Here is a 24,237-nt window from a genome sequence, read left to right on the forward strand (position 1 = left end):
TCAACGCGCATGCGGAGATCAGCGAACCGGACCATCCGGCGTACGGGATCATCACCGCTCAGAAGGCCTGGATGCTGGGCCTGTTCGGGGACTTCACCGAGCGTCTGGTGCCGGACTCCATCGGCCAGGCCGGGGACGGCGCACGGGAGTTGCGGGCGGTGGTGGGGACCTCCGGGGCGTGAGCCCGGCCCGTGTCATCGCGACGGGCCGGGGCCCCCTCCGTCATGCGTCAGCCGGCGACCCGGCCCAACGCGCCGCCGACGTACGGCGCCAGGGCGGCGTCGAGGTGCGCCGCGGCCTCCTCGGCCGGAGCGGCCAGGGTCAGATATCCGTCGGGCCGGATGAGGAAGACGGCCGGTCCGTCCCCGTACGCGTCCCGGATGTGGCCGTCCGTGTCGACCAGATCGGGGGCCTGCCCGCCGACGCGGTACGTGTGGACCAACTCGCCGTCCAGGGGCGGGAGTTCGGCGTCGCCCAGCACGAGGACGGTGAACTGCGGGCCGCGCAGGGCCTCGAAGAGGCGGAACGGCTTGCCGCCGGCCGTGTGGCAGGGGGCGTCCGGGGCGCGGTCACCGGCCCGGAGGGCGTCCTCGGGGACGTCCGTGCGCAGTTCGCTGGTCAGCGGGCTGTCCGGGTAGCCGATGTCGAGCTGGTGCAGATCGCGGCCGCGGCGCATCGAACGGGACTCGTGCAGCCGGGTGCTGGTGTCCAGGATGCGGGCGGCGATCGGGCGGCGCTCGGTTTCGTAGGTGTCGAGGAGGGCGTCGGGGGCGCCGTGCCGCAGCACCTGGCCGAGCTTCCAGCCGAGGTTGTAGGTGTCCTGGACGCTGGTGTTGAGGCCCTGGCCGCCGGCCGGGGAGTGGATATGGGCCGCGTCGCCCGCCAGGAAGACCCGGCCGGCGCGGAAGCGCTCGGCCATCCCCGCGCGGGGGCGGAAGAGGGAGGTCCACACGATGTCGCGGATCTGCTCGGGAGCGATATGGGTGCGGGCCGCGATCAGGGCGCGGACCGCCTCGGGTGAGGTGTCCGGAGCGTCCTCGGACACCGAGGTCATCGTCTGGAACAGGTCGGTGTGGGGCAGCGGGAGCATCATGGCGAAGCCGCCGTCGGGGCGCGTCCAGCGGTGCCAGTGGTCCCGGTCGAGGCCGTCCACCCGGATGTCGGCGAGGACCGCGGCGCCCGCCGCCAGCGCCGGGCCGCTCATGCCGATGCCGAGCGCCCTGCGGACCGTGCTGCGCCCGCCGTCCGCGGCGACCAGATAGCGGGAGGTCACGGTCCGTACCGTGCCGTCGGAGAGGGCCAGGCGCGACCGTACGGCGTCCGCGTCCTGCTCGAAGGCGGTGAGTTCGGTGCCGAAGAGCACGCTGCCGTCCAGCTCCCACAGCCGTTCGTGGAGCACTTCGATGTTGCGCCACTGGGGCACCATCAGCGCGTTAGAGTGCGGCGCTGCGGGGGTGGGGTCGACCCGTTCGATCATCACGTGGGTGTCGGTGATCCGGCCGTCCTCCCACAGCGCCACCGGCGGGTAGGCCCCGCCGGCCGCCTGGATCGCGGGCAGGACTCCGAGGTCCTCGTAGACCTCCTGGGTGCGCGGCTGGAGGCCGTTGCCGCGGGCGCCGCGGGAGAGGTGGTCCTGACGCTCGACGACCAGGGCGGATACGCCGCGCCGGGCGAGGTCGATGGCGAGGGCGAGCCCGGTGGGGCCGGCGCCGGCTATCAGGACGTCGACGGACGTAACAGCAGATCCATCCCGAACGTCCTTAACGTTGTTAAGTTCCATGCCTCGAGGATCCGCTTAACGGTGTTAAGTTGTCAACATGGTTTCTCGCATCGACCGGAAAAAGGTGGTGGAGACCGCCCTGTGCCTGCTGAACGAAACGGGCCTGGAGGGGCTCACCCTGCGCCGCATCGCCAAGGACCTGAACGTCCAGGCCCCGGCGCTCTACTGGCACTTCAAGAACAAGCAGGAACTGCTCGACGAGATGGCCACCGAGATGTTCCGGCGGATGGTCTGGCCGCGGCTGCTGGAGACCGGCCCGGAGCGGGACGGTCCCGGCCACACCTGGCGGGACGCCCTGCTCGACAGTTGCCGGGGACTCCGCCGCGGGCTGCTCACCTACCGCGACGGCGGCAAGGTCTTCAGCGGCACGCGGATGACGGACGAGAGCTATGCGCCGCCGACGGAGACCTTCCTGCGCCGGCTCACCGCGGCGGGCTTCACGCCCCACCAGGCGGTGCGCGCCTGGTGGACGGCGTACAACTTCACCATCGGCCTGGTGATAGAGGAGCAGTCGGTCCACCCCGACCCCGGCGAGCCGGACGGCCGCGACCCGGCCTATGACCTCGGCGACCGCAACCGGCGGCTCGGCGAGCGCTATCCGCTCGCGGCCTTGGCGGGATACGAGATGTTCGGCGATATGGAGGCGGGGTTCGAGGCCGGGCTGCGCATCATCATCGCGGGGATCGAGGCGACGGCCGGCGACGCGGCGGAGGGCTGATCACCGCCCGCGAGGGCCGCTCCCGCCAACCGCCGCCCGGTCACCGCCGCTTGGGATCGATCGACCGCTTCAGCACCGGCGTCAGCGGCCGCTCCACCCACCGGTGCAGCACCCACGCCAGCATCAGCATCAGCGCCACGGTCAGCGCCAGCGTGGCGTACGAGGGCAGGCCGAGGTTCCGGTGGAGGACGCGGACCACGACCCAGCCCAGGTGCTCGTGCACCAGGTAGAAGGGGTACGTCAGCGCGCCCGCCACCGTCAGCCAGCGCCAGTCCATCCGGCGCAGGCCCCCCAGCGCGACTGCCGCGACCAGGACGAAGCCGAGGGTGACGACGGCGATGATGCCGGCCGTGGAGCGGTAGGAGAAGGCGTGGACGGACGGGGCGTGCCAGAGGCCGGCGACCGCGTAATGCTGCCCGATCAGCCAGCTGACCAGGACTATCGCCCAGGCTATGGGATCGCGGGCCCCGTAGCGGTGCAGCAGGTACAGGCCCACGCCGCCGATGAAGAAGGGGGCGTACTCGGGCATCAGGACGACGTTCAGGAACGGCTGGTGGGCGGCCTGGGCCAGCGCCGCCGCCAGGGTCCAGCCCGCGCAGAAGAGGACGACCCGGCGGCGGGTGGCGCCGGGGAGGACCACGCAGAGCGCGAAGAGGGCGTAGAAGCGCATCTCGGCCCACAGGGTCCAGCAGACGCCGAGCACCCGCTTCACCCCGAGCGGTTGCTGAAGCATCGTCAGGTTCGTCAGCACCTCGCTGGGGGCGAGCGCCTTGTAGGCGACCCAGGGGAGGGCGAAGACGAGCGTGACGAGCAGGATCGCGGCCCAGTACGCCGGATAGAGGCGGGAGACGCGCGAGGCGATGAAGGCCCGCAGGGTCCTGCCCCAGCCACTGAGGCAGATGACGAAGCCGCTGATGATGAAGAAGATCTGCACGCCCAGGCAGCCGTACGCGAAGTAGGGCGCCAGGGTGGGGAACTGATGGGCCGGTGTACCGCCCCAGGCCCCGGATATGTCGCCGCCGCGGCCCCCGTAGTGATAGGCCGCGACCATCAGCGCGGCCAGCAGCCGCAGCCCGTCCAGTGCGCGCAGCCGGGAGGAGCCGCCCTCCCGGCTGCGCGTGCGTATGGAAGGCGGGGTGCGGGGGGCCGGCGCCGCGGAGCGCGCGCCGGTCGTCAACTCGGTGGCGGTCATCCGAACGCGGCCCGCTTCTTCAGCCGCCGCTGCACGGCCCGCGCCCGGCGCGCGACCTTGCGTACGGTGGCATTGCGCGGGATGAACGCCAGCTGGGACGGGATCGCGCCGGGCAGCGCCAGCGCGGTGAGCCGGCGGCGCTTGAAGTAGCGCCAGGTGTGCTGGTCGAGACGGGTCGCGAGATAGCGCTCGGCGGCCGGGCGCAGATTCGGGTAGATCTGGTGCTGCATGGCGTAGCCGACGGCGGCGACCAGGTCGGCGATCTCCCTGGGCGTGGCGTACGGCCGGCCGTTCGGCTCCCCGAGGTCGGGCACCAGCGCGTCCGCGATCGTGACCGGGACGCGGTTGCTGTTCTGGTACGGCGTGAGCCGCTCCAGCAGCAGTCCGGTGCCGGTACGCGCGGTCGGCAGGTCGTAGAAGGTGGCCGCGGTCAGCAGCGCGGTGGAGAAGCAGCCGACGACGAGCGCGGGCCGCATCCGCTGGTAGAGGACCTCGGCGAGGACCGGGCTGTCCAGCACGGTCAGCTCGATGTCCAGCTTCTCGGCCTCCCGCTCCAGCAGCCGCGACCAGCGGGCCGGCGCGGAAGGATGCGGCTTGAAGACGATCTCCCGGTGGCCGCGCTCGACGGCGCCGCGCACCATCCGCAGATGCAGCTCCTCCTCCTCTTCGGGGGTGAGGATGCCGAGCGCGGAGAGGTACTGGCCCAGCAGCAGGGCTGCCCCCTGCGGAACCGCCAACTCCGCGCTGTGATCCGCCAGTTCGGACAGCACCTTCAAGAAGGCGTCGGTCGGTACGGTCTCCGCCGGGACATCGAACTCGGTGAGCAGGAGCGGCGTCAGGCCCGGCACCAGGTCCAGGTGGAGCAGCCGGCCGATGCGGGTGCCGATCAGCGGGTCGAGCTTGTTCCGGGTGGGGCCGTAGCTCATCAGGCCGTCGGCATAGACGTCGAGCGGCGCGCCCGGGAACACCTGTGCCAGCGCCATCGCCGGGTTGACCTGGATGGACTCGACGACCAGCTCGATCTCCGAGTCGCCCAGGCCCCACAGCAGCCGCAGATACCGCTCCCACAGCGGGGCGTCGTCCGCGCGCGGGGACCAGCCGCCGGGGTGGAACGGGCTGATCGTCTCGTTCCAGGACAGTACGCGGTCGAACCGGCCGCGCAGCCGGTCGAAGCCGGGCATGGTGTCCAGGGACGCGGTGGTCTCCGGGGTCGTGGCGTTGTTGCTGAGCAGCAGCAGACGGCGGTCGGCCGGCTCGAAGCGGTCGGCGTCCAGGGCGGCGGCGAGGGTCGCCGCGCCGTAGAGCGTGGACGCCATGAAGATCTGGGTACGGGGCCGGTTGGGCATCAGGCGGCGACCTCCGCCGTCACGGGGCGGCGACGCAGCCGCCGCAGCCGGGACGCACGCTGCACATCCATCGAATCCAGGGCTTCCTTCAGTACGTCCTGCGGCATGCGTTTCATGGCCGCGGAACTCATCGAACGCAATTTACGGGCGACCTGCGGTTCGAATCGTTCGATCGAGCCGAGGTGGTGAGAAATGATCGCGCAATATGTGCGCACCGCCTTCGGGAGAAGAAGATCCGCATCGCGGTCCTGTGCGGTTTCTTCGATCACCTGGTCGAAGGCGCGGATGAAGTCCAATTGCCGTACGTCGCCGATCTGGGTCAGGGACGACGCCACCCCGCGCCGGTAGAAGACGCCGAGGAGGCCGACCACGGCCATTGACCTGGCCTCGCGGTGCAGCCGCCAGATCCAGGGGCGGTCCTCCGCGGTGCGCAGTCCGTCCTTGAAATGCAGCACCCCGTCGTCCAGCAGCCTGCGGTGATAGATGCCGGCCCAGGCGAAGGCGTAGTCGACGGAGGTGGAGCGGTCGGCGGGCAGGATCAGCTCGCGCGGGTCCATGACCACCCCGCGCCGGCCGTGCGGGACGCGATGGACGGTGCGGGCGCGGTTGGTGCACTGGACGTGGTCGGTGCGGACGAAGTCGCACCCCAACTCTTCTATGGCGCCCAGGAGTTCGCCGAAGTAGCCGGGCGCGAGCCAGTCGTCGCCGTCCAGGAAGGTGACGTACTCGCCGCGGGCCTCGTCCAGGCCGGTGTTGCGGGCGGTGGCCAGGCCGCCGTTCTGTTCGTGCCGCAGCAGTCTGGCGCCCGGGAGCTCGCGCTCGGCGCGCGCAAGGATCTCCGGGGTCTCGTCGCGTGAACAGTCGTCGACGAGCAGGAATTCGAAGTCCTCGCGGGCATTGGCCGCGAGGCTTTTCAGGGTGTCGGGCGCGTATGTCTGCACGTTGTAGAACGGCACGATGACGGAGAGCTTAACCACCCGGGTGACGTTAGGTGCGGAGCCGGCATTCGTCTTTACGCGTTCCGGACCTCAGGGTGAACGAAGAATGTCGGGATGGTTAACCAGGCCGACAATCGACCCGGTTCGCCATTCGTCGACCCGCTGTTAACCCTTTGTTGCGGCCCAGTTGGCCCGTTAAACGGAATGCCTTCCTAGCGTCTTCGACGTGCCATCACGTACCACTTCTACGCCGCGCGTCGCCGTACTCGCCGACTCGGACACCCGGTGGAAATGGGGCGCTTTGACAGCGTACCGAATCCAACCGGACATCCACCTCGACGGGTACCTGCTCCGCGGCCGCGCCACTCCCACGGTCCGCCAGCTCGATGAGGTCGGCGCCCGTGCGGACTCGCTGCGCGAAATCAGGGGCATCGACTTCGTCCGCACCATCGCGCGTGGTGCCGACGACGGTAGTGGATACGACGTCGTGGTGCTGGCCTGCGTAGGCGGCGCGGTGCAAGCCATGCTGCACGGCCTCGCCCGCGCCTGGCGGACCGCCGCCACGCGCCCCGTGGTCGTCACCGGCTACGTCGGCGTGGTCTACGAGAAGCTCGCCGACGGACTGCTGCTGCGGCACGGCGCGGACGTCGTCCTCGCCAACTCCCGGCACGACGCCGACCGCTTCCGCGAGGTCTACCGGGGCGTCGGCGCCGACGACGGCAGCGTCGTCGAATGCGCCCTCCCCTTCCTCGGCGGCGAGCCGTACACCGGCCAACACAGCCCCTACACCGTGGTGTTCGCCGCCCAGCCCTCCGTACCGGAGAGCCGGAACGACCGCACCTACCTGCTGCGCAGGGCGGTGGAGCACGCCCGCAAGCACCCCGACCGCGAGGTGCTGATCAAGCTGCGCAGCAAGCCGGGCGAGCACACCACGCACATCGAGGAACTCCCGTACCAGAAGCTCGCCGCCAAGGCGCCCGGCGGACTGCCCGCCAACTGCCGCCTGGTGTACGGGAACATGGGCGAAGTCCTGGACCGCACCGACCTGATGGTCACCGTCAGCTCGACGGCCGCCCTGGAGTCGCTGCACCGCGGCATCCCCACCGCCGTCCTCACCGACCTCGGCATCCGCGAGGCGCTCGGCAACCACTCCTTCCTCGGCTCCGGCTGCCTGGCCTCCTGGGACGAGCTGGACGCGGGCCACCGTCCGGAGCCCGACGCGGACTGGCTCGCCCGGCAGGGCGTCGCCCCGGTGTTGGGGGCACCTCCCGGACGAAGTCTGGGGGAGTACGAGAAGGCCTTCGACGCGGCCCGCGCCCGGGTCACCGAACTGCGCGAGGCCGGCCACCTGCCGCCCCTCACCCCGTACTACACACCCCGCACCGCCCCCGGCTATCTCCCCGGCATCCTCGCCCGGCACGGCCTGGACCCGCACGGCGAGCCGATCGCCGGCCACGCGGACGCCCCCGAGGAGACCGGCGGACTGCGCCGGGTCGCCCGCGAAACCGTCCGCGAGGCCGCCCGCGGCGCCTACCGCCACGGCGTGCAGCGCGTCGCACCCGCCATCCGCCGCTGGGGGCAGCTGTGACCGCCCGCCCCCCGGCGACCGCTGGGCGACACCCCCGGCCCACCCCCGTCGCCACCCGCCCGACCAAGGAGCCCGCAATGCCACCCACTGTTGTGGCCGTCATCCCAGCCCGCGGCGGATCCAAGGGCGTACCCGCCAAAAACCTCGCCGCCGTCGGGGGCGTGCCCCTGGTGGCCCGCGCGGTCCGCGCCTGCCGGGCGGCCCGGCTGGTGACCGACGTCGTGGTCTCCACCGACGACGCCGGGATCGCGGCCGCCGCACGCGGCGCCGGAGCGGTCGTCGTACGCCGCCCCGGCGACATCGCGGGCGACACCGCCACCAGCGAGGCCGCGGTGCTGCACGCCATGGACGCCTACGAGGCCGAGCGCGGCACCAAGGTCGACGCGGTGCTCCTGGTCCAGTGCACCAGCCCCTTCATCGTCCGCGAGGACATCGACGGAGTGGCCGCGGCGGTCGTCGAGGACGGCGCGGACAGCGCGCTGACCGTGGCGCCCTTCCACGGCTTCGTGTGGCGAGCCGACGAGTACACGGCCGACGACGCGGGCGTGGGGGGCACGCTGCCCACCCAGTCCGCCGCCGGCGCCCACTCCGCCCCCGACGCCCGGCCGGGCACCGCCGCCCCGGCCACCGTCACCGCCGCCGGCGGCTACGGCGTCAACCACGACAAGACCTTCCGGCCGCGCCGCCAGGACCGCCCCCAGGACCTGCTGGAGACCGGCGCCGCCTACGCCATGGACGCGGCCGGCTTCCGCACCAGCGGCCACCGCTTCTTCGGCCGCACGGAACTCGTCCGCACCGACCCCGCCCGGGTGCTGGAGATCGACGATCCCCACGACCTCGCCCGGGCCCGCGCGCTCGCGCCGCTGCTCGACGCCCCGAGCCCCGACGCTCTGCCGGCCATCGACGACATCGACGCCGTCGTCCTCGACTTCGACGGCACCCAGACCGACGACCGGGTGCTGATCGACGCCGACGGCCGGGAGATCGTCGCCGTACACCGCGGCGACGGCCTCGGCATCGCCGCGCTGCGCAAGGCCGAACTGAAGCTGCTGATCCTCTCCAGCGAGCAGAACCCGGTCGTCGCCGCGCGGGCCCGCAAGCTCCAGGTGCCCGTCCTGCACGGCATCGACCGCAAGGACCTCGCCCTCAAGCAGTGGTGCGAGGAGACGGGCACCGACCCCCAGCGGGTCCTCTACGTCGGCAACGACGTCAACGACCTGCCGTGCTTCGACCTCGTCGGCTGGCCGGTCGCGGTCGCCGGGGCGCACGACGTGGTGCGCGGCGCGGCCCGCGCGGTCACCGCGACCCCCGGAGGCAGCGGCGCGATCCGAGAGATCGCCGGCTGGCTCCTGGGCCCCTCCCTGTAACCCACCCCGACCCCAGCACACCCCCTTACGCCATCTCCACACCCCTTATCAACACGAAGGAATCCTCCCCATGAGCAGCAACTCCCGCCTCCGCAACCTCGGCAACCGCGAGGCCGGCCCCGGCCGCCCCGTCTACGTCACCGGCGAGATCGGCATCAACCACAACGGCGACCTGGAGAACGCGTTCGCGCTGATCGACGCCGCCGCCGACGCCGGCTGTGACGCCGTCAAGTTCCAGAAGCGGACCCCGGAGATCTGCACCCCGCGCGACCAGTGGGAGATCGAGCGCGACACCCCCTGGGGCCGGATGACCTACATCGACTACCGCCACCGCGTGGAGTTCGACGAGGACGGCTACCGCGCCATCGACGAGTACTGCAAGAAGCGCGGCATCGCCTGGTTCGCCTCCCCCTGGGACGTGGAGTCCGTCGCCTTCCTCGAGAAGTTCGACGTGCCCTGCTACAAGGTCGCCTCCGCCTCGCTCACCGACGACGACCTGCTGCGCGCGATGCGCGCCACCGGCCGCACGGTGATCCTCTCCACCGGCATGTCGACCCCCAAGCAGATCCGCCACGCGGTCGAGGTCCTGGGCAGCGACAACATCCTGCTCTGCCACGCCACCAGCACCTACCCGGCCAAGGCCGAGGAGCTCAACCTGCGCATGATCAACACCCTGCAGGAGGAGTACCCCAACGTCCCGATCGGCTACAGCGGCCACGAGACCGGCCTGCAGACCACCCTCGCCGCGGTCGCCCTCGGCGCCACCTTCATCGAGCGCCACATCACCCTCGACCGCGCCATGTGGGGCTCCGACCAGGCCGCCTCCGTCGAGCCCGGCGGCCTGACCCGCCTGGTCCGCGACATCCGCACCATCGAGGAGTCCCTCGGTGACGGCGTCAAGAAGGTCTACGAGTCGGAGCTCGGCCCGATGAAGAAGCTGCGCCGCGTCGCCGGCGTCGTCGCCGAAACCGAGGGCGCGGACGCCGACCGCGAGCCGGCCTCCGTCTGACCGCCTGGCAGACAGGAGTTCCGATCGTGAGCTCACCTGAAGGGACCCACGCCGCGCCCGCCACGCCCGGCGCCGGGGTCCCGCCCGAGGAGACGACGGGTGCTCCCGCCCGTCGTCTCCTCGGGGTGCCCCGGCAGCGCAACCGGACCGCACGCTGTGGCGACGACGCATGCAACGAGAGTGGGGCACCCGTGGACACCGGCACCCTCGCCTTCGTGGAGAGCCCGGTACAGCTGCTGAACGTGCTGGAATGGGCGCACGCCGCCGAGGCCACCACCCTCACCGTCGTCGTGCTCTCCCCGCACGACCCGATGACCCGCGGTCAGCTGCGCCGGATGGCCGAACTCGCCCGCGACGAGGGCCACACCGTCCGCTGGGAAGAGGCCCGAGGCGGCCCGACCGCCCCGATGCGCACCATCGGCGGCCTCACCCCGCTCCTGCGCCGCGCCCGCCGCATCGTCCTCGGCGACCCCTTCTCCCGGTACGTGCAACTCCTCCTCACCCTCACCAAGGCGCGCGACCTCGTCGTGGTCGACGACGGCACCGCCACCATGGAGTTCATCGGCCAACTCGCCCGCGGCGAACGGCTGGTGCGCTGGCACCGCCACGGCACCGGCCGCGGCGCCCGCGACCTGATCTTCGCCCCCTTCTCGGCCACCGCCCGCCGCCGCCTCACCCCGGCACCCGAGGGCGGCCGCCGGCGCCGCGCCATCGGCCTCTTCAGCTCCATGCCCGTAGAGGTACCGCCCGGTGTCCAGGTCACCGCCAACGACTTCGCCTGGACCCGCGCCCGCTTCGGCCCGCCCCGCCTCACCCGCGGCACCGACATCGTCGGCACCTCCCTCGTCGAGACCGGCGTGGTCGACACCGACCGCTATCTCGAGGCCGTACAGGTCCTCGCCCGCACCCACGGCGCCACCCGGTACTTCGCCCACCGCCGCGAGAGCACCGACAAACTCCGCCGCCTCACCACCGAGACCGGCCTGGAGGTCGTACGCCCCGACCTCCCCCTCGAACTGATCGCCCGCCGCGGCCCCATCGGCCGCCTCATCCTCAGCTTCCCCTCGACCGTCGTCCACACCCTGCCGCTCGCCCTCCAGGGCACCGAGGTGAAGGTCGCGGTCTGTGACATCGACCCCGCCTGGCTCACGGCCGGCGCCTCACCCCGCGCCCAGGGATTCCTGGACGGTGTGACCGGCACCGCCCGCGATGTGCAGCGCCTCCAGTTCACCCGCACGATGGCCACCGGGTGAGAACGGACGCCGGACGAAACCAGGCTTCATACCCCTCCCACCTATCATCCATGCACCAGCGAGGCTGATTTTCTTCCCCTGACGGGCTGAACTTTTGTTGATCCAGGGACAGTTGTCCCACCGGGGCCCGTAACCTTCCACGGGTGAACCAACTGATGTCCCCCGATGCCGCCGCCCCGACCCTGCTCCCCGGTACGCTCCCCGACGCCCTGTTCACCGAACTCATCGCCTTCCGCCGTGATCTGCACCGGCACCCCGAGCTCGGCAACCAGGAGCTCCGCACCACCGCGGCGATCAAGGAACGCCTCGAACGGGCCGGGCTGCACCCCCGCGTCCTGGATACCGGCACGGGCCTGATCTGCGACATCGGCAGGGAACCGGCCGCGGGGGAGGAGACGGCGGGAGACCTGCTCGCCCTCCGCGCCGACATCGACGCGCTCCCCATCCCCGACACCAAGACCGTCGGCTACGCCTCCACGGTCCCCGGCCGCGCCCACGCCTGCGGCCACGACGTGCACACCACCGTCGTCCTCGGCGCGGGCCTCGTCCTGGCCGAGCTGGCACGCCGGCATCGACTGCCCCGCCCCGTGCGCCTCCTCTTCCAGCCCGCGGAAGAGGTCCTCCCGGGAGGCGCCACCGACGCCCTCGAGTCCGGCGCCCTGGACGGCGTCGGCCGCATCCTCGCCGTCCACTGCGACCCGCGCGTCGACGCCGGCCGGATCGGACTCCGTACGGGAGCGATCACCTCGGCCTGCGACCGCCTGGAGGTCGAACTGGACGGCCCCGGCGGCCACACCGCCCGCCCCCACCTGACCACCGACATGGTCACCGCCGCCGCCCGCGTCGCCCTCGACGTACCGGCCCTGATCTCCCGCCGCGTGGACGCCCGCGCCGGCCTCGCCATCACCTGGGGCCGCCTCGAATCCGGCCACGCCTGCAACGTCATCCCCCAGCACGCCGAGCTCTCCGGCACCGTCCGCTGCCTCGACCTCGACGCCTGGCACCAGGCCCCCGACCTGATCCACGCCGCCATCGACGAGACCGCCGCCCTGCACGGCGCCAAGTCCCAGATCAACTACGTCCGCGGCGTCCCGCCCGTGGTGAACGAGCCCGACAGCGCCCAGCTCCTCCAGGACGCCATGACCGCCCGCCGCGGCCTCCACAGCGTCGAGGACACCGAACAATCCCTCGGCGGCGAGGACTTCTCCTGGTACCTCGAACACGTCCCGGGCGCCATGGCCCGCCTGGGGGTGCGCGTCCCCGGCGAGCTGAGCCGCCACGATCTTCACCGTGGTGACTTCGACGTCGACGAGCAGGCGATCAAGGTGGGGGTGGAGCTCTTCACCGCCGCGGCGCTTCTGGACGGTGACCGGCCGTAACCCCGTCGAACCCCGGGCGTCGGCTCCCGTTCGCGACGATCCGATAACGGCTGCGCACTGCCCCTTTTTCTGGCATCTACGCGCGTTACGATGCCGCGGAATCAGCGCCGACGGAGGCGCTACGAGCCGAAGGGACCCCTCGTGCGCCGGGTATCCAAGATCGTCGCCGCGGGCATCGCCACCGCGGCCCTCGCCTGTTCGCTGACCGCCTGCGGCGAGTCGTCCACCGAGTCCGGAGGCCAGAACAAGGGCGTCGGACTCGCCTTCGACGTCGGCGGCCGGGACGACCACTCGTTCAACGAAGCCGCGGCCCGCGGTGTGGACAAGGCCGAGAAGGACCTCGGCGTCAAGGCCAAGATGATGACCGCCAAGAACGGCGAGACCGAGGCGGACCGCGAGCAGCGGCTGTCCTCGCTCGCCGAGGCGGGCTACAACCCCGTCATCGGGGTCGGCTTCAACTACGGCAAATCCGTCAACAAGGTCGCCAAGGACTTCCCGAAGACCACCTTCGGCGTAGTCGACTCGCCCGCCGAGGCCAAGAACGTCTACGGCATGGTCTTCGCCGAGAACGAGGCCTCCTACCTCGCCGGTGTCGCCGCCGCGCTGAAGAGCAAGACCCACAAGGTCGGCTTCATCGGTGGCGTGAACAACGCGCTGATCCAGAAGTTCCAGGCGGGCTTCGAGCAGGGCGTCAAGGACACCGACCCCAAGGCGAAGATCACCTCCGAGTACCTCTACGCCAACGACGACAAGGGCTTCAACGACCCGGCCGCCGCCAAGGGCAAGGCCAAGGGCATGCTCGACTCCGGCATCGACGTCATCTACACCGCGGCCGGCCAGTCCGGTAACGGCTCGATCGAGACGGTCGCCGGCAAGAAGGGCACCTGGGCGATCGGCGTCGACTCCGACCAGTACCTGCAGCCGGGTCTGGCCAAGTACAAGAGCTCGATCCTCACCTCGGTGATGAAGAACGTCGACGTTGCGGTCTACGACCTGGTCAAGAGCGTCAAGGACAAGAAGCCGCTGACCGGCACCAAGAGCTACGCGCTCAAGGACGACGGCGTGCGCCTGTCCACCTCGGGCGGCTTCATCGATGACATCCAGAGCAAGATCGACGCGGCGAAGAAGAAGATCGCGTCGGGCGAGGTGAAGGTCAGCGAGACCCCCGCCAAGTAGCAGGTCCGTCCGGTCCCGGCGCGGCGGTCACCGAACCGCCGCGCCCGGCCCGTCTGCCGGAGCGACCCGGCAGCCGTACCGGCCTTTTTTCGGCGCCGACACTACGCGCGTAGCGCGGGAGTTGGCGCGATATCGTCGCCTCCCCGCTCCTCCTTACCACTCCCTGTCCCCCGAGGAGAGTGCGCCATCAAAGCGTCCAGCAGCCCCCAGGCAGACAGCGCCCCCGCCGCAGCACCCGCGGTGGAACTCCGCGGGATCACCAAGCGGTTCCCGGGCGTCGTCGCCAACCACGACATCGACATCACCATCCACCGCGGCACCGTGCATGCGCTCGTCGGCGAGAACGGCGCGGGCAAGTCCACGCTGATGAAGATCCTCTACGGCATGCAGAAGCCGGACGAGGGCACCATCGGCATCGACGGCGAACAAGTCAGCTTCCACAGCCCGGCCGACGCCATCGCCCGCGGCATCGGCATGGTGCACCAGCACTTCATGCTCGCCGACAACCTCACCGTCCTGGAGAACGTGGTTCTCGGCGGCGAGAAACTGCACGGCATCAGCGGCAAGGCCCGCGCCGAGATACTCAAGATCTCCGACCGCTACGGCCTCGGCGTCCGCCCCGACGTCCTCGTCGAGGACCTCGGCGTCGCCGACCGCCAGCGCGTGGAGATCCTCAAGGTCCTCTACCGCGGCGCCCGCACCCTCATCCTCGACGAGCCGACCGCCGTCCTGGTCCCGCAGGAGGTCGACGCGCTCTTCGACAACCTGCGCGAGCTCAAGGCCGAGGGCCTGACCGTCATCTTCATCTCCCACAAGCTGGGCGAGGTGCTCTCGGTCGCCGACGACATCACCGTCATCCGGCGCGGCACCACCGTCGGCTCCGTCGTCCCCAGCGAGACCACGCCCAAGCAGCTCGCCGAGCTGATGGTCGGCAGCGAGCTGCCGTCGCCGCAGACCCGCGAGTCCACCGTCACGGACGTGGAGATGCTGAAGGTCGAGGGGCTGCGGCTGACCACCACCGACGCCGAGGGGGTGGCGCGGACCGTCCTGGACGACGCCTCGCTGACCATCCGCAAGGGTGAAGTGCTGGGCATCGCTGGGGTGGAGGGCAACGGCCAGGCCGAACTCGTCGAGGCCATCATGGGCATGCGCGACCCCGACAGCGGCGTCGTCACCCTGGACGGCATCGACATCAGCCATGCCACGACCCGCACCCGGCGCGAGGACGGCATCGGCTACATCCCCGAGGACCGCCACCGGCACGGCCTGCTGCTGGAGGCCCCGCTGTGGGAGAACCGCATCCTGGGCCATGTCACCCAGAAGCCCAACGTCAAGGGCCAGCTGCTGGACCTGAAGGCCGCACGGGCCGACACCGAGCGGATCGTCGCCGAGTACGACGTCCGTACCCCCGGCATCGAGGTCACCGCCGCCTCGCTCTCCGGCGGCAACCAGCAGAAGCTGATCTTCGGCCGCGAGATGAGTCACCACCCCAAGCTGCTGATCGCGGCGCACCCCACCCGGGGCGTGGACGTCGGCGCCCAGGCGCAGATCTGGGACCAGATCCGTGAGGCGCGCCGCGAGGGCCTGGCGGTGCTGCTGATCTCCGCCGACCTGGACGAGCTGATCGGGCTGTCCGACACCCTGCGGGTCATGTACCGCGGCCGCCTGGTCGCGGACGCGGACCCCGCCACCATCACCCCGGAGGAGTTGGGCTCGGCCATGACCGGCGCCGCCAGCGGACACCTCGCCGCATCCGACAACGGCTCCGCCGAGGGCCCGTCGACGGAGGAAGGTGAGTCCGAGTGAAGAAGTTCGCCAGGTTCGACAAGAACAAGGTGATCCTCGGGATCGCCGCCCCCGTCCTCGCCATCGTGGCCGCCCTGCTGATCACTTCGGTGATCATCCTCGCCACCGGCAAGGACCCCGTCCACGCCTACATGGTGATGGCCGACTTCGGTTCGAAGAGCGACAGCCAGGTCTGGATCATCAACAAGGCGATCCCGTACTACCTGTCCGCGCTGGCCGTCGCCATCGGCTTCCGGATGAACCTCTTCAACATCGGCGTCGACGGCCAGTACCGCATCGCGGCGTTCTTCGCCGCGGTGGTCGGCGGCGCGCTGACGCTGCCCGGCTTTCTGCAGATTCCGCTGATCATCATCGTCGCGATGCTGGTCGGCGCGGTCTGGGCGAGCATCGCGGGTCTGCTGAAGACCACCCGCGGCGTCAGCGAAGTGATCACCACGATCATGCTGAACGCCATCGCGGCCGCGGTCATCGGCTACTTCCTTCAGGAAGGCCGCCTCGCCAGGAAGGACGGCAACCTCTTCCACACCCCCAACCTGCCGGCCTCCAGCCACTTCTTCACCATCCCCACCCAGCCCAAGCCCCTCGACGGCTTCCTCGTCGTCGCAGTCATCGTCGGCTTCGTGTACTGGTTCGTCCTCAACCGCACCCGCTTCGGTTTCGACCTGCGGACCGTCGGCCAGTCCGAGCCGGCGGCCGAGGCCAGCGGCGTCCACGTCAAGCGCATGGTCGTCACGTCCATGGTGCTGTCCGGCGCCGCGGCCGGTCTGATCGGCATGCCGACCCTGCTCGGCGAGTCGTACAACTACGGCACCGACTTCCCCGTCGGCATCGGCTTCACCGGAATCGCCATCGCGCTCCTCGGCCGCAACCACCCGGTCGGGATGGCCGTCGGCGCGCTGCTGTGGGGCTTCCTGGAGCGCACCGGCACCCAGCTCGAATTCGAGGACTACCAGCAGGAGATCGTCGGCGTGATGCAGGGCGTCATCGTCCTCTGCGTCGTCATCGCCTACGAGCTCGTGCGCCGCTACGGCCTCAGACTCCAGCAGCGGCAGGTCGGCGAGCAGCTCGCCGCCCAGGCCCGCAAGACCGACAAGGCGGAGGTGTCCTCGTGAGCACAAACCTCACGACCCCGGTCGCAGAGAGCACCGGCCACAAGCACAAGCCCAAGGCCCCCAGGATCAAGCTGACCTACCCCAAGGTTCTGCTGATCGTCGCCGGCAGCCTGATCCTGCTGTCCCTGCTGCGGGTTGTCACCGGCGCCACCAACCTGACCGAATCCGGCCAGTACACCGCGGCGCTCAGCGCCGCCGTGCCGATCGGCCTGGCCGGACTCGGTGGCCTGTGGGCCGAGCGCTCCGGCGTCATCAACATCGGCCTCGAAGGCATGATGATGCTCGGCGCCTTCTCCGCCGGCGCCGTGGGCTGGCAGCACGGGCCGTGGGCCGCGGCGCTGGCCGGCGTCCTCGGCGGCGCGCTCGGCGGGCTGCTGCACGCCGTCGCCACCGTCACCTTCGGCGTCGACCACATCATCTCCGGCGTCGCCATCAACATCATGGCGCTCGGCATGACCCAGTTCCTCGCCAAGCTGTGGTTCGGCGCGGACGGCAGCGCCGCCGCGGCGGCCGGCGGCAACGACAAGCAGTCCCCGCCGATGCCCGACATGCCGACGTTCACCGTCCCCGGCCTGTCCGACTGGCTCTACTCCATCGAGCAGCACCACTGGTTCCTCGTCTCCGACGCGGCCGGCATCTGCGGCTCCCTGGTCAGCAATGTCTCCTGGCTGACGGTGCTGACCGCCGTCCTCTTCGTGCTCACCTTCTTCGTCCTGTGGCGCACCTCCTTCGGACTGCGGCTGCGCTCCTGCGGTGAGGGCCCGATCGCGGCCGAATCGCTCGGCGTCAACGTCTACCGCTACAAGTACGCGGCGGTGGTCGCCTCCGGCGCGCTGGCCGGACTCGGCGGCGCATTCCTCGCGATCTACGTGCACATCTACCAGGACGGCCAGACCGGCGGGCGCGGCTACATCGGCCTCGCCACCATGATCTTCGGCAACTGGCGGCCGGGCGGCGTCGCCATGGGCGCCGGACTGTTCGGCTTCATGGACGCGCTGCAGCTGCGCGGTGGCGGCCCCACCGTCCACGCGCTGCTGCTTCTGCTCGCCGTCCTGCTGGTCGGCCTCGCGGTGTGGAAGCTGCGCACCGGTTACCGCACCCAGGCCGCGCTCAGCCTGGTCTGCGCCGTGCTGCTCGCCGTCTGGTACGCCACCACCGACACCGTCGCGCTGGAGATCGTCAGCGTCGCCCCGTACATCACCACGCTGCTGGTGCTCGCGCTGGCCTCCCAGCGGCTGCGGCCGCCCAAGGCCATCGGCAAGATCTACCGAAGGGGCCAGGGCAAGTGAGCGAGCGCAGCGAGAGAACCGTTGAGAGGTGCGCGCCGAGCGAGTGCGAGGCCGAGCGGAGCGAGGTATCGGCATGAGCACAGCTCCCGACTGGGAGTGGCTGCGGGGACAGGCCCGGGACGCGATGTCCCGGGCCTACGCCCCGTACTCCGGCTATCCCGTAGGCGCCGCCGCCCTGGTGGACGACGGCCGTACGGTCACCGGCTGCAATGTCGAGAACGCCTCGTACGGCCTCGCGCTGTGCGCCGAATGCGGCCTGGTATCCGCGCTGTTCGCCGGGGGCGGCGGCCGGCTGACCGCCTTCACCTGTGTGGACGGCGCCGGCGAACTCCTGGTCCCCTGCGGCCGCTGCCGCCAGCTGCTGTACGAGCACGGCGGCCCGGAACTCCTGGTCGATACGGCCGCCGGGATCCAGCCGCTCTCCGATCTCCTCCCGGACGCCTTCGGGCCGGGCCACCTGGCCCCCTGACGCACGAGGGTGGCCGGATCCCGTCCGGTCTGGCCACCCTCGTGTCTATGCGTGTAGAACGAGAGCCACCCGTTCGAAAGGAACCGTCCATGGACGTCATCTCCGTCATCCGCACCAAGCGCGACCGCGGTGAGCTGACCCCCGATCAGATCGACTGGGTCATCGACGCCTACACCCGCGGCGAGGTCGCCCACGAACAGATGTCGTCCCTGGCCATGGCCATCTTCCTCAACGGCATGAACCGCACGGAGATCGCCCGCTGGACCGCCGCCATGATCGCCTCCGGCGAGCGCATGGACTTCTCCTCCCTGGCCCGCCCCACCGCCGACAAGCACTCCACCGGCGGCGTCGGCGACAAGATCACCCTCCCCCTCGCCCCCCTCGTCGCCGCCTGCGGCGCGGCCGTCCCCCAGCTCTCCGGACGCGGCCTCGGCCACACCGGCGGCACCCTCGACAAGCTCGAAGCGATCCCCGGCTGGCGCGCCCACCTCTCCAACGCCGAGATGCTGGACGTCCTGCGCTCCGCCGGCTCCGTCATCTGTGCCGCGGGCGACGGCCTCGCCCCCGCCGACAAGAAGCTCTACGCGCTCCGCGACGTCACCGGCACCGTCGAATCCATCCCCCTCATCGCCTCCTCCATCATGTCCAAGAAGATCGCCGAGGGCACCGGCTCCCTCGTCCTGGACGTCAAGGTCGGCTCCGGCGCGTTCATGAAGCACCTCGACGACGCCCGCGAACTCGCCGCCACCATGGTCGAGCTGGGCACCGACCACGGCGTACGGACCACGGCCCTGCTCACCGACATGTCCACCCCGCTCGGCCGCACCGCCGGCAACGCCCTCGAAGTCCGCGAATCCGTCGAGGTCCTGGCCGGCGGCGGCCCCGCCGATGTGGTGGAACTGACCCTGGCCCTCGCCCGCGAAATGCTCGACGCGGCGGGCCTGAAGGACGCCGACCCCGCCAAGGCCCTCGCCGACGGCTCCGCCATGGACCACTGGCGCCGCATGATCACCGCTCAGGGCGGCGACCCCGACGCCCCCCTCCCCGTCGCCCGCGAAACCCACATCGTCCCCGCCCCCGCCTCCGGCGTCCTGCGCACCCTCGATGCCTACGCCGTCGGCCTCGCCGCCTGGCGCCTGGGCGCCGGCCGCGCCCGCAAGGAGGACCCGGTCCAGGCGGGCGCGGGCGTCGAGCTCCACGCCAAGCCGGGGGATGTGGTGCGGGAGGGGCAGCCGCTGCTCACGCTGCACACGGACACGCCGGAGAAGTTCCCGTACGCGCTGGAGGCGCTGGACGGGGGAGTGGCGATCGGGGCGGCGGCCGAGGGCTTCACCGCCTCGCCGGTGGTGCGGGAACGTATCGGCTGACCTGGGGTTTCCCGTTCGGGTGAACGGGAGCTGTGGACCGGTTCGGGTCCTGTTCGGCATGCTGGGATCGGTGACGTACCGACAGAGGAGACCGCCATGAGCGCACTCACCGTCGACCACACCTCGGGCAATGACCGGGAGTGGGACGACCTCGTCCGCATCTGGGAGCAGGCGGACGTACACGAGGGCTGGAAGGTGGAGATCATCGAGGGGATCGTCACCGTGTCACCGCCGCCCGGCCACCACCACAACTTCATCGCCCAGAAGATCCAGCGCCGTCTGTACTCCGTACTCCCGGAGGAATGGGGCATCTACCAGACACTCGGAACAGCCATTCCCTCGCGGAAGGGCTGCTACGTCCCGGACCTCGCCGTGGTGCCTGACGACGTCGTCCTCGGCGCGGCCCCTGACACCTATGTGCCGGCATCCGCCGCCACGCTGATCGTCGAGGTCACGTCGCAGTCCAACGCGAGCAATGACCGGATCCCGAAGGCCGCGGGATACGCGCGAGCCGGTGTCCCGCTCTATCTGCTCGTCGACCGCTGGGCCCCCGCCGGGCCTGCGATCACCCTCTACGGTGAACCGGCCGACGACGTCTACCGCGTGCTGTGGAGCGGCAAGTTCGGCGACCAGGTGGATCTCCCGGAGCCCTTCGGGCTCACCCTCGACACGGGGATGTTCCCCGTCGACTGACGGCGCACAAAGACGAAGGGCCCGCCCCACCAGGACAGGTGGTGAGGCGGGCCCTTCGGGTTCGTGCGGGCGGCTACGCCGCCTTCTCCAGGTGCGTGCGGTGCAGCAGCCGCCGCTCGACGACCGCCTTCCGCGTCGCGTACAGCGTGATCGACGCCGCGCCGACCATCGCCACCAGGCCCAGGACGACGGTGCCCTCCCAGCCCGCCGCGTGGAAGGCCGCGGCGCCCAGCGCGCCACCCAGGCTGCTGCCGACGTAGTACGAGCACTGGTACAGCGCCGAGGCCTGGGCGCGGGCCGTCTTGGCGGTGCGGCTGACCGAGGAGGAGGCCACCGCGTGGCCCGCGAAGAAGCCCGCGGTGATCAGGATCAGGCCCGCCAGGACCGCGGCGACCGAGTCGGCGAGGGACAGCAGCAGGCCGGTGGAGGTCGCGCCCACCGCCAGGTACAGCGCGCCGCGCCGGCCCAGCCGGGCGACCAGCCCGCCCGCCGCGGCCGAGGAGACCGTGCCGACCAGGTAGACGATGAAGATCGAGCCGACGATGCCCTGCGGGAGGTTGAACGGCTCCGAGGTCAGGCGGTAGCCGATCACGGTGTAGACCGCGCCGAAGACCATCATGAAGAGCGCGCCGATGGCGTACAGGCGACGCAGCAGGGGGTTGGCCAGGTGGCCGCCGAGCGTGCGGGCCAGCGCCCGCGGGCCGACCGAACGGGGCGCGAAATGCCGGGCCTTGGGCACCAGCAGCCGGAAGGTCACCGCGCACACCACCGCCATCACGCCGACCGCTGCGAGCCCGGCCCGCCAGCCCCAGGCCTGGGCGACCCAGCCGGTCACGATCCGGCCGGACATCCCGCCGATGCTGTTGCCCGCCACGAACAGTCCGATGGCCGCCACCAGCGCCTTGGCGCGTACCTCCTCGGCCAGGAAGGCCATCGCCGAGGCAGGCAGACCGGCCAGCGCGACACCCTGCACTGCGCGCAGCGCGATCAGTACGCCGAGGGAGGGGGCGAACGGGACCAGCATCGCGATCAGGGCCGCGACGGAGAGGGAGGCGGTCATCAGCGCCCGGCGGCCGAAGCGTTCGGAGACGGCGCTGAGCGGGATCACGCCGAGAGCCAGGCCGAACGTGGCCGCCGATACGGTCCAACTCGCCTGGTCCGGCGAGACGTTGAGGTCGCTGGAGATCGCCGGCAGCAGCGCCTGCGTGGAGTACAGGAGCGCGAAGGTGGCGACTCCGACGGCGAAGAGGGCGAAGCTCATCCGGCGGTAGCCGGGGCCGCCCGGACGCAGCTTGCCGGACTCGGGGTCGACGGCGTCTGCTGCGGGGGAAGAAGTGTCGGTGGACGACTGGGGAGAGGCGGCCGTACGGGTGGTGACGGACGCCCCGGTATCAGCGGGAGGCATGCTTCGAAGGTAGGACTCCGCGCTTCATGCGTCCAATGCATAGAAACGGCATAATCGATGCTGTGACGCATGATCCCAGTTCACGGCCCGCTCTGTCGCAACCTCGCAACAGAAAAGACATGTCGGAAGTGGCGAAGGCCACTGATCTTGGAGGGGGCTCCTGGGCGTATGCGCTCGCGCCGCGCCTCGCCCAGTTCACCGCGGTGGCCCGGCACGAGCACGTCACCCGCGCCGCGCAGGAGCTGGGCATGCCCCAGCCGACCCTCAGCCGCGCCATCGTCCGGCTGGAGGAGGAACTCGGCGTCGCCCTCTTCGCCCGGCACGGCCGTACCCTCTCGCTCACCCCGGCCGGACGGGCCTTTCTCGCCTCCGCCGAGCGGGCGTTGACGGAGCTGGAGCGCGCCACCGACTCCGTACGCGCCGACGCCGACCCCACCGCCGGCAAGGTCGCCTTCGGCTTTCTGCACACCCTCGGCCCCGAGACGGTCCCCGGCCTCATCCGCACCTTCCGCGCCGACCATCCGCGGGTCCGCTTCCAGCTCGTCCAGAACTACGGCGAGGCGATGATCGAACGGCTGCGGGCCGGCGATCTCGACCTCTGCCTGACCTCGCCGGTGCCCGACTACCCGGACCTGGTCGCCCGCCGCCTCGACGAGCAAAAGCTCCGCCTCGTCGTCCCGGACGACCATCCGCTCGCCGGGCGCAAGCGGATCCGGCTGGCGGAGGCGGCGGGCGAGCTGTTCGTCACCCTCGAACCGGGATACGGGCTGCGCCGGATCACCGACGCACTGTGCGCCGAGGCGGGGTTCACACCGCGGGTCGCCTTCGAGGGCGAGGAGGCGGAAACACTGCGCGGCCTGGTGGCGGCGGGGCTCGGCGTGGCCCTGCTGCCGCCGCCCGCGGTGCCCCGGCCCGGCGTCGCCGAACTGACGGTGACGGCACCGCGCGCGGTGCGCGAGATCGGCGTGGCCTGGCTGGACGGGCACCCGGACACCCCGCCGGTGGCCGCGTTCAAGAAGTTCCTGCTGAGCCGGCGGGGGGTGCTGCTGCCTCGGTGACGACGGGCGCCGGGGCCGGCCGCGGGGCCGCGGTGAGGACCGTTCCCCGGGCCAGGGTCCGGGTTCCGGCTCCGCTCAGGTCGACCAGCGCGGAGTGCGAAGGGTCGAGCGAGTCCACCCGCTTGCCGTACCACGTGATGCCCGTCAGTTCGAGCCGGGCGGGGGCTGTGCCGCCCGGGTCCGCCCCTGCTCGTGTCACCGGGCCGACGAAGATCAGGCCGAGGCGTGCCGTGCCGCCGATGCAGCGGACGACGCACCTCGCCGTTCCGCCGTTCACGGATTCCACCGCGGATTCCACCGTATGGATCCGCAGTGCGCTCGGGCCGTGGTCCGCCGCGGGAACGGCGATGTCTGCCTCCGTGGTGAGTGCTGGACGCGGGCGGTACGGGGCGCCCGGCGCCGCCGTGCCGTCCCCGTCCTCAGTGCCGCAGCGACGCCCCGAACCCCGATGCCAGCGGCATCCGCAGACCCAGGGGCGGGGGTGCGGCCAGGGCGTCCTTGACCGGGCGGGCGTAGTCGCGGGAGAAGAGGGAGCCGAGCATGAAGTCGGCGGCGAGGGCGAGGACTTCGGCGCGGTGCTGGTGGAGGGAGTGGCCGTCGGAGTGGACCTCGAAGCGGCAGGTGTCGCGGTTGACCTTCTTGGCGCGCTCGGCGTAGCGGTAGGAGAGGTCGGGGTCGGTGTGTTCGTCGTTGGTGCCGTGGACGAGCAGGACCTGGCGGCCGATGAGCTGTTTCACCGGATCGGGTGCGGTGTCCTGCGGGGCGGGGTCGGGGAACCAGGGGGCGATGGCGAGTACGGAGTGGACGGCCGGATGGCCCGCGGCGTGCAGCGCGGCGCGGGCCCCCATGCCCGTACCGACCAGGCAGACCGGGACATCGCCGTACCGGCGGACGATCTCGTCCAGGGCCCAAGTGGCGTCCCGCGCGGGGTGGTCCGACGGGTCACTCCCGCCCCCGCCGCGATAGCGCAGTACATGGGCGGTCAGGCCTTCGGGGCGGCCGGCCTTCGCCAGCCGGACCGCGAGCCGGCGGACCGCCAGCGCCGAGAGCGGCGACGGCCGCCGCACCCCGGCCGGGCCGCCTTCAGGCAGTAAAAGGGCGACGCCGTTCACCGGGCCGGCCCCTCGTCCACCGCCCTTCCACCGGAGCGCCGCGCGCGCCCCTCCGTCCCCGGCCGTTCCGCGCGGTCTTCCCAGCCGGGCCTCGCGCACCGGCAGCGCTTGCTGAGCCATGACCAGAACGATGGCAGAAGGTGACGCACAGGCCACCCTGTGGACGGGTCACTGTTACGT

21 protein-coding genes are annotated in these 24,237 nt (G+C 71.2%); 14 read left to right on the forward strand and 7 right to left on the reverse strand.

Annotated features, from left to right (window positions below; translation table 11 throughout):
* Positions 1 to 229: 229 nt before the first annotated feature.
* Complete coding sequence (locus ACIRPT_RS16870) at positions 230 to 1,780, reverse strand: FAD-dependent oxidoreductase (RefSeq protein ID WP_403827675.1); 1,551 nt, start codon at positions 1,778 to 1,780, stop codon at positions 230 to 232.
* A 37-nt stretch (positions 1,781 to 1,817) separates the two neighbouring features.
* On the opposite strand from ACIRPT_RS16870, the gene ACIRPT_RS16875 reads away from it, so the two are divergent.
* Positions 1,818 to 2,498: a TetR/AcrR family transcriptional regulator C-terminal domain-containing protein gene (locus ACIRPT_RS16875; protein WP_403827677.1), complete on the forward strand. Its 681-nt coding sequence runs from the start codon at positions 1,818 to 1,820 to the stop codon at positions 2,496 to 2,498.
* A 40-nt stretch (positions 2,499 to 2,538) separates the two neighbouring features.
* Here ACIRPT_RS16875 and ACIRPT_RS16880 read toward each other — a convergent pair whose 3' ends face one another.
* From ACIRPT_RS16880 to ACIRPT_RS16890, 3 genes are read right to left on the reverse strand one after another with little or no spacing between them, the layout of a single operon-like run.
* Complete coding sequence (locus ACIRPT_RS16880; RefSeq protein WP_403827679.1) at positions 2,539 to 3,690, reverse strand: acyltransferase family protein; 1,152 nt, start codon at positions 3,688 to 3,690, stop codon at positions 2,539 to 2,541.
* Positions 3,687 to 5,036, reverse strand: coding sequence for an alpha-2,8-polysialyltransferase family protein (locus ACIRPT_RS16885; RefSeq protein WP_403827681.1), 1,350 nt, complete (start codon positions 5,034 to 5,036; stop codon positions 3,687 to 3,689). Before ACIRPT_RS16885 ends, ACIRPT_RS16880 begins: the two co-directional genes overlap by 4 nt.
* Positions 5,036 to 6,013, reverse strand: a complete 978-nt coding sequence (locus ACIRPT_RS16890; protein WP_403827683.1) for a glycosyltransferase family 2 protein — start codon at positions 6,011 to 6,013, stop codon at positions 5,036 to 5,038. The genes ACIRPT_RS16885 and ACIRPT_RS16890 overlap by 1 nt, the downstream gene beginning before the upstream one ends.
* A 187-nt stretch (positions 6,014 to 6,200) precedes the next feature.
* Between ACIRPT_RS16890 and ACIRPT_RS16895 the strand changes: the two genes are divergently transcribed.
* The 12 genes from ACIRPT_RS16895 (at position 6,201) to ACIRPT_RS16950 (ending at position 20,482) form a co-directional block, all read left to right on the forward strand.
* Positions 6,201 to 7,562 carry a DUF6716 putative glycosyltransferase gene (locus ACIRPT_RS16895; RefSeq protein WP_403827685.1) on the forward strand — a complete coding sequence of 454 codons (1,362 nt, stop codon included), beginning with the start codon at positions 6,201 to 6,203 and terminating at the stop codon, positions 7,560 to 7,562.
* Between the two features lie 77 nt (positions 7,563 to 7,639).
* Positions 7,640 to 8,929 carry a cytidylyltransferase domain-containing protein gene (locus ACIRPT_RS16900; RefSeq protein WP_403827687.1) on the forward strand — a complete coding sequence of 430 codons (1,290 nt, stop codon included), beginning with the start codon at positions 7,640 to 7,642 and terminating at the stop codon, positions 8,927 to 8,929.
* Positions 8,930 to 8,999: 70 nt separating this feature from the next.
* Positions 9,000 to 9,938: an N-acetylneuraminate synthase family protein gene (locus ACIRPT_RS16905; protein ID WP_403513431.1), complete on the forward strand. Its 939-nt coding sequence runs from the start codon at positions 9,000 to 9,002 to the stop codon at positions 9,936 to 9,938.
* A gap of 26 nt (positions 9,939 to 9,964) precedes the next feature.
* Positions 9,965 to 11,191 (forward strand): hypothetical protein, encoded by a 1,227-nt coding sequence (locus ACIRPT_RS16910; RefSeq protein ID WP_403827689.1) that lies wholly within the window; start codon positions 9,965 to 9,967, stop codon positions 11,189 to 11,191.
* A gap of 155 nt (positions 11,192 to 11,346) precedes the next feature.
* Positions 11,347 to 12,570 carry an amidohydrolase gene (locus ACIRPT_RS16915; RefSeq protein WP_403827948.1) on the forward strand — a complete coding sequence of 408 codons (1,224 nt, stop codon included), beginning with the start codon at positions 11,347 to 11,349 and terminating at the stop codon, positions 12,568 to 12,570.
* A gap of 141 nt (positions 12,571 to 12,711) precedes the next feature.
* Entirely contained in the window at positions 12,712 to 13,746 is a 1,035-nt protein-coding gene (locus ACIRPT_RS16920; RefSeq protein WP_403827691.1) for a BMP family protein, read from the forward strand.
* Positions 13,747 to 13,932: 186 nt separating this feature from the next.
* The gene (locus tag ACIRPT_RS16925; protein WP_403827950.1) at positions 13,933 to 15,552 is read left to right on the forward strand and encodes an ABC transporter ATP-binding protein; all 1,620 of its coding nucleotides are present in this window, start codon (positions 13,933 to 13,935) and stop codon (positions 15,550 to 15,552) included.
* Positions 15,549 to 16,664: an ABC transporter permease gene (locus ACIRPT_RS16930; RefSeq protein ID WP_403827693.1), complete on the forward strand. Its 1,116-nt coding sequence runs from the start codon at positions 15,549 to 15,551 to the stop codon at positions 16,662 to 16,664. The genes ACIRPT_RS16925 and ACIRPT_RS16930 overlap by 4 nt, the downstream gene beginning before the upstream one ends.
* The gene (locus ACIRPT_RS16935) at positions 16,661 to 17,953 is read left to right on the forward strand and encodes an ABC transporter permease (protein WP_403513421.1); all 1,293 of its coding nucleotides are present in this window, start codon (positions 16,661 to 16,663) and stop codon (positions 17,951 to 17,953) included. The genes ACIRPT_RS16930 and ACIRPT_RS16935 overlap by 4 nt, the downstream gene beginning before the upstream one ends.
* 73 nt (positions 17,954 to 18,026) lie before the next feature.
* Positions 18,027 to 18,422, forward strand: a complete 396-nt coding sequence (locus ACIRPT_RS16940; protein ID WP_403827696.1) for a cytidine deaminase — start codon at positions 18,027 to 18,029, stop codon at positions 18,420 to 18,422.
* An 89-nt stretch (positions 18,423 to 18,511) separates the two neighbouring features.
* A complete protein-coding gene (locus tag ACIRPT_RS16945) occupies positions 18,512 to 19,789 on the forward strand; it encodes a thymidine phosphorylase (RefSeq protein WP_403827698.1) in 1,278 nt (425 codons plus the stop codon).
* 96 nt (positions 19,790 to 19,885) lie between these two features.
* Entirely contained in the window at positions 19,886 to 20,482 is a 597-nt protein-coding gene (locus ACIRPT_RS16950; RefSeq protein WP_403827700.1) for a Uma2 family endonuclease, read from the forward strand.
* A gap of 73 nt (positions 20,483 to 20,555) precedes the next feature.
* Here ACIRPT_RS16950 and ACIRPT_RS16955 read toward each other — a convergent pair whose 3' ends face one another.
* On the reverse strand, positions 20,556 to 21,887 hold the full coding sequence (locus ACIRPT_RS16955) for an MFS transporter (RefSeq protein WP_403827702.1): 1,332 nt from the start codon (positions 21,885 to 21,887) through the stop codon (positions 20,556 to 20,558).
* Positions 21,888 to 22,006: 119 nt separating this feature from the next.
* On the opposite strand from ACIRPT_RS16955, the gene ACIRPT_RS16960 reads away from it, so the two are divergent.
* On the forward strand, positions 22,007 to 22,945 hold the full coding sequence (locus ACIRPT_RS16960) for a LysR family transcriptional regulator (RefSeq protein ID WP_403513407.1): 939 nt from the start codon (positions 22,007 to 22,009) through the stop codon (positions 22,943 to 22,945).
* On the opposite strand, the gene ACIRPT_RS16965 is transcribed toward ACIRPT_RS16960, so the two are convergent.
* Together ACIRPT_RS16965 and ACIRPT_RS16970 are read right to left on the reverse strand one after the other, a co-directional pair.
* Complete coding sequence (locus tag ACIRPT_RS16965; RefSeq protein ID WP_403827704.1) at positions 22,899 to 23,231, reverse strand: hypothetical protein; 333 nt, start codon at positions 23,229 to 23,231, stop codon at positions 22,899 to 22,901. The two genes, ACIRPT_RS16960 and ACIRPT_RS16965, sit on opposite strands and share 47 nt — an antisense overlap.
* A gap of 133 nt (positions 23,232 to 23,364) precedes the next feature.
* Entirely contained in the window at positions 23,365 to 24,177 is an 813-nt protein-coding gene (locus tag ACIRPT_RS16970; RefSeq protein WP_403827706.1) for an alpha/beta hydrolase, read from the reverse strand.
* Positions 24,178 to 24,237: the final 60 nt, after the last annotated feature.

It is taken from the genome of Streptomyces sp. NPDC101227 (genome assembly GCF_044767545.1).
Classification (GTDB): domain Bacteria; phylum Actinomycetota; class Actinomycetes; order Streptomycetales; family Streptomycetaceae; genus Streptomyces.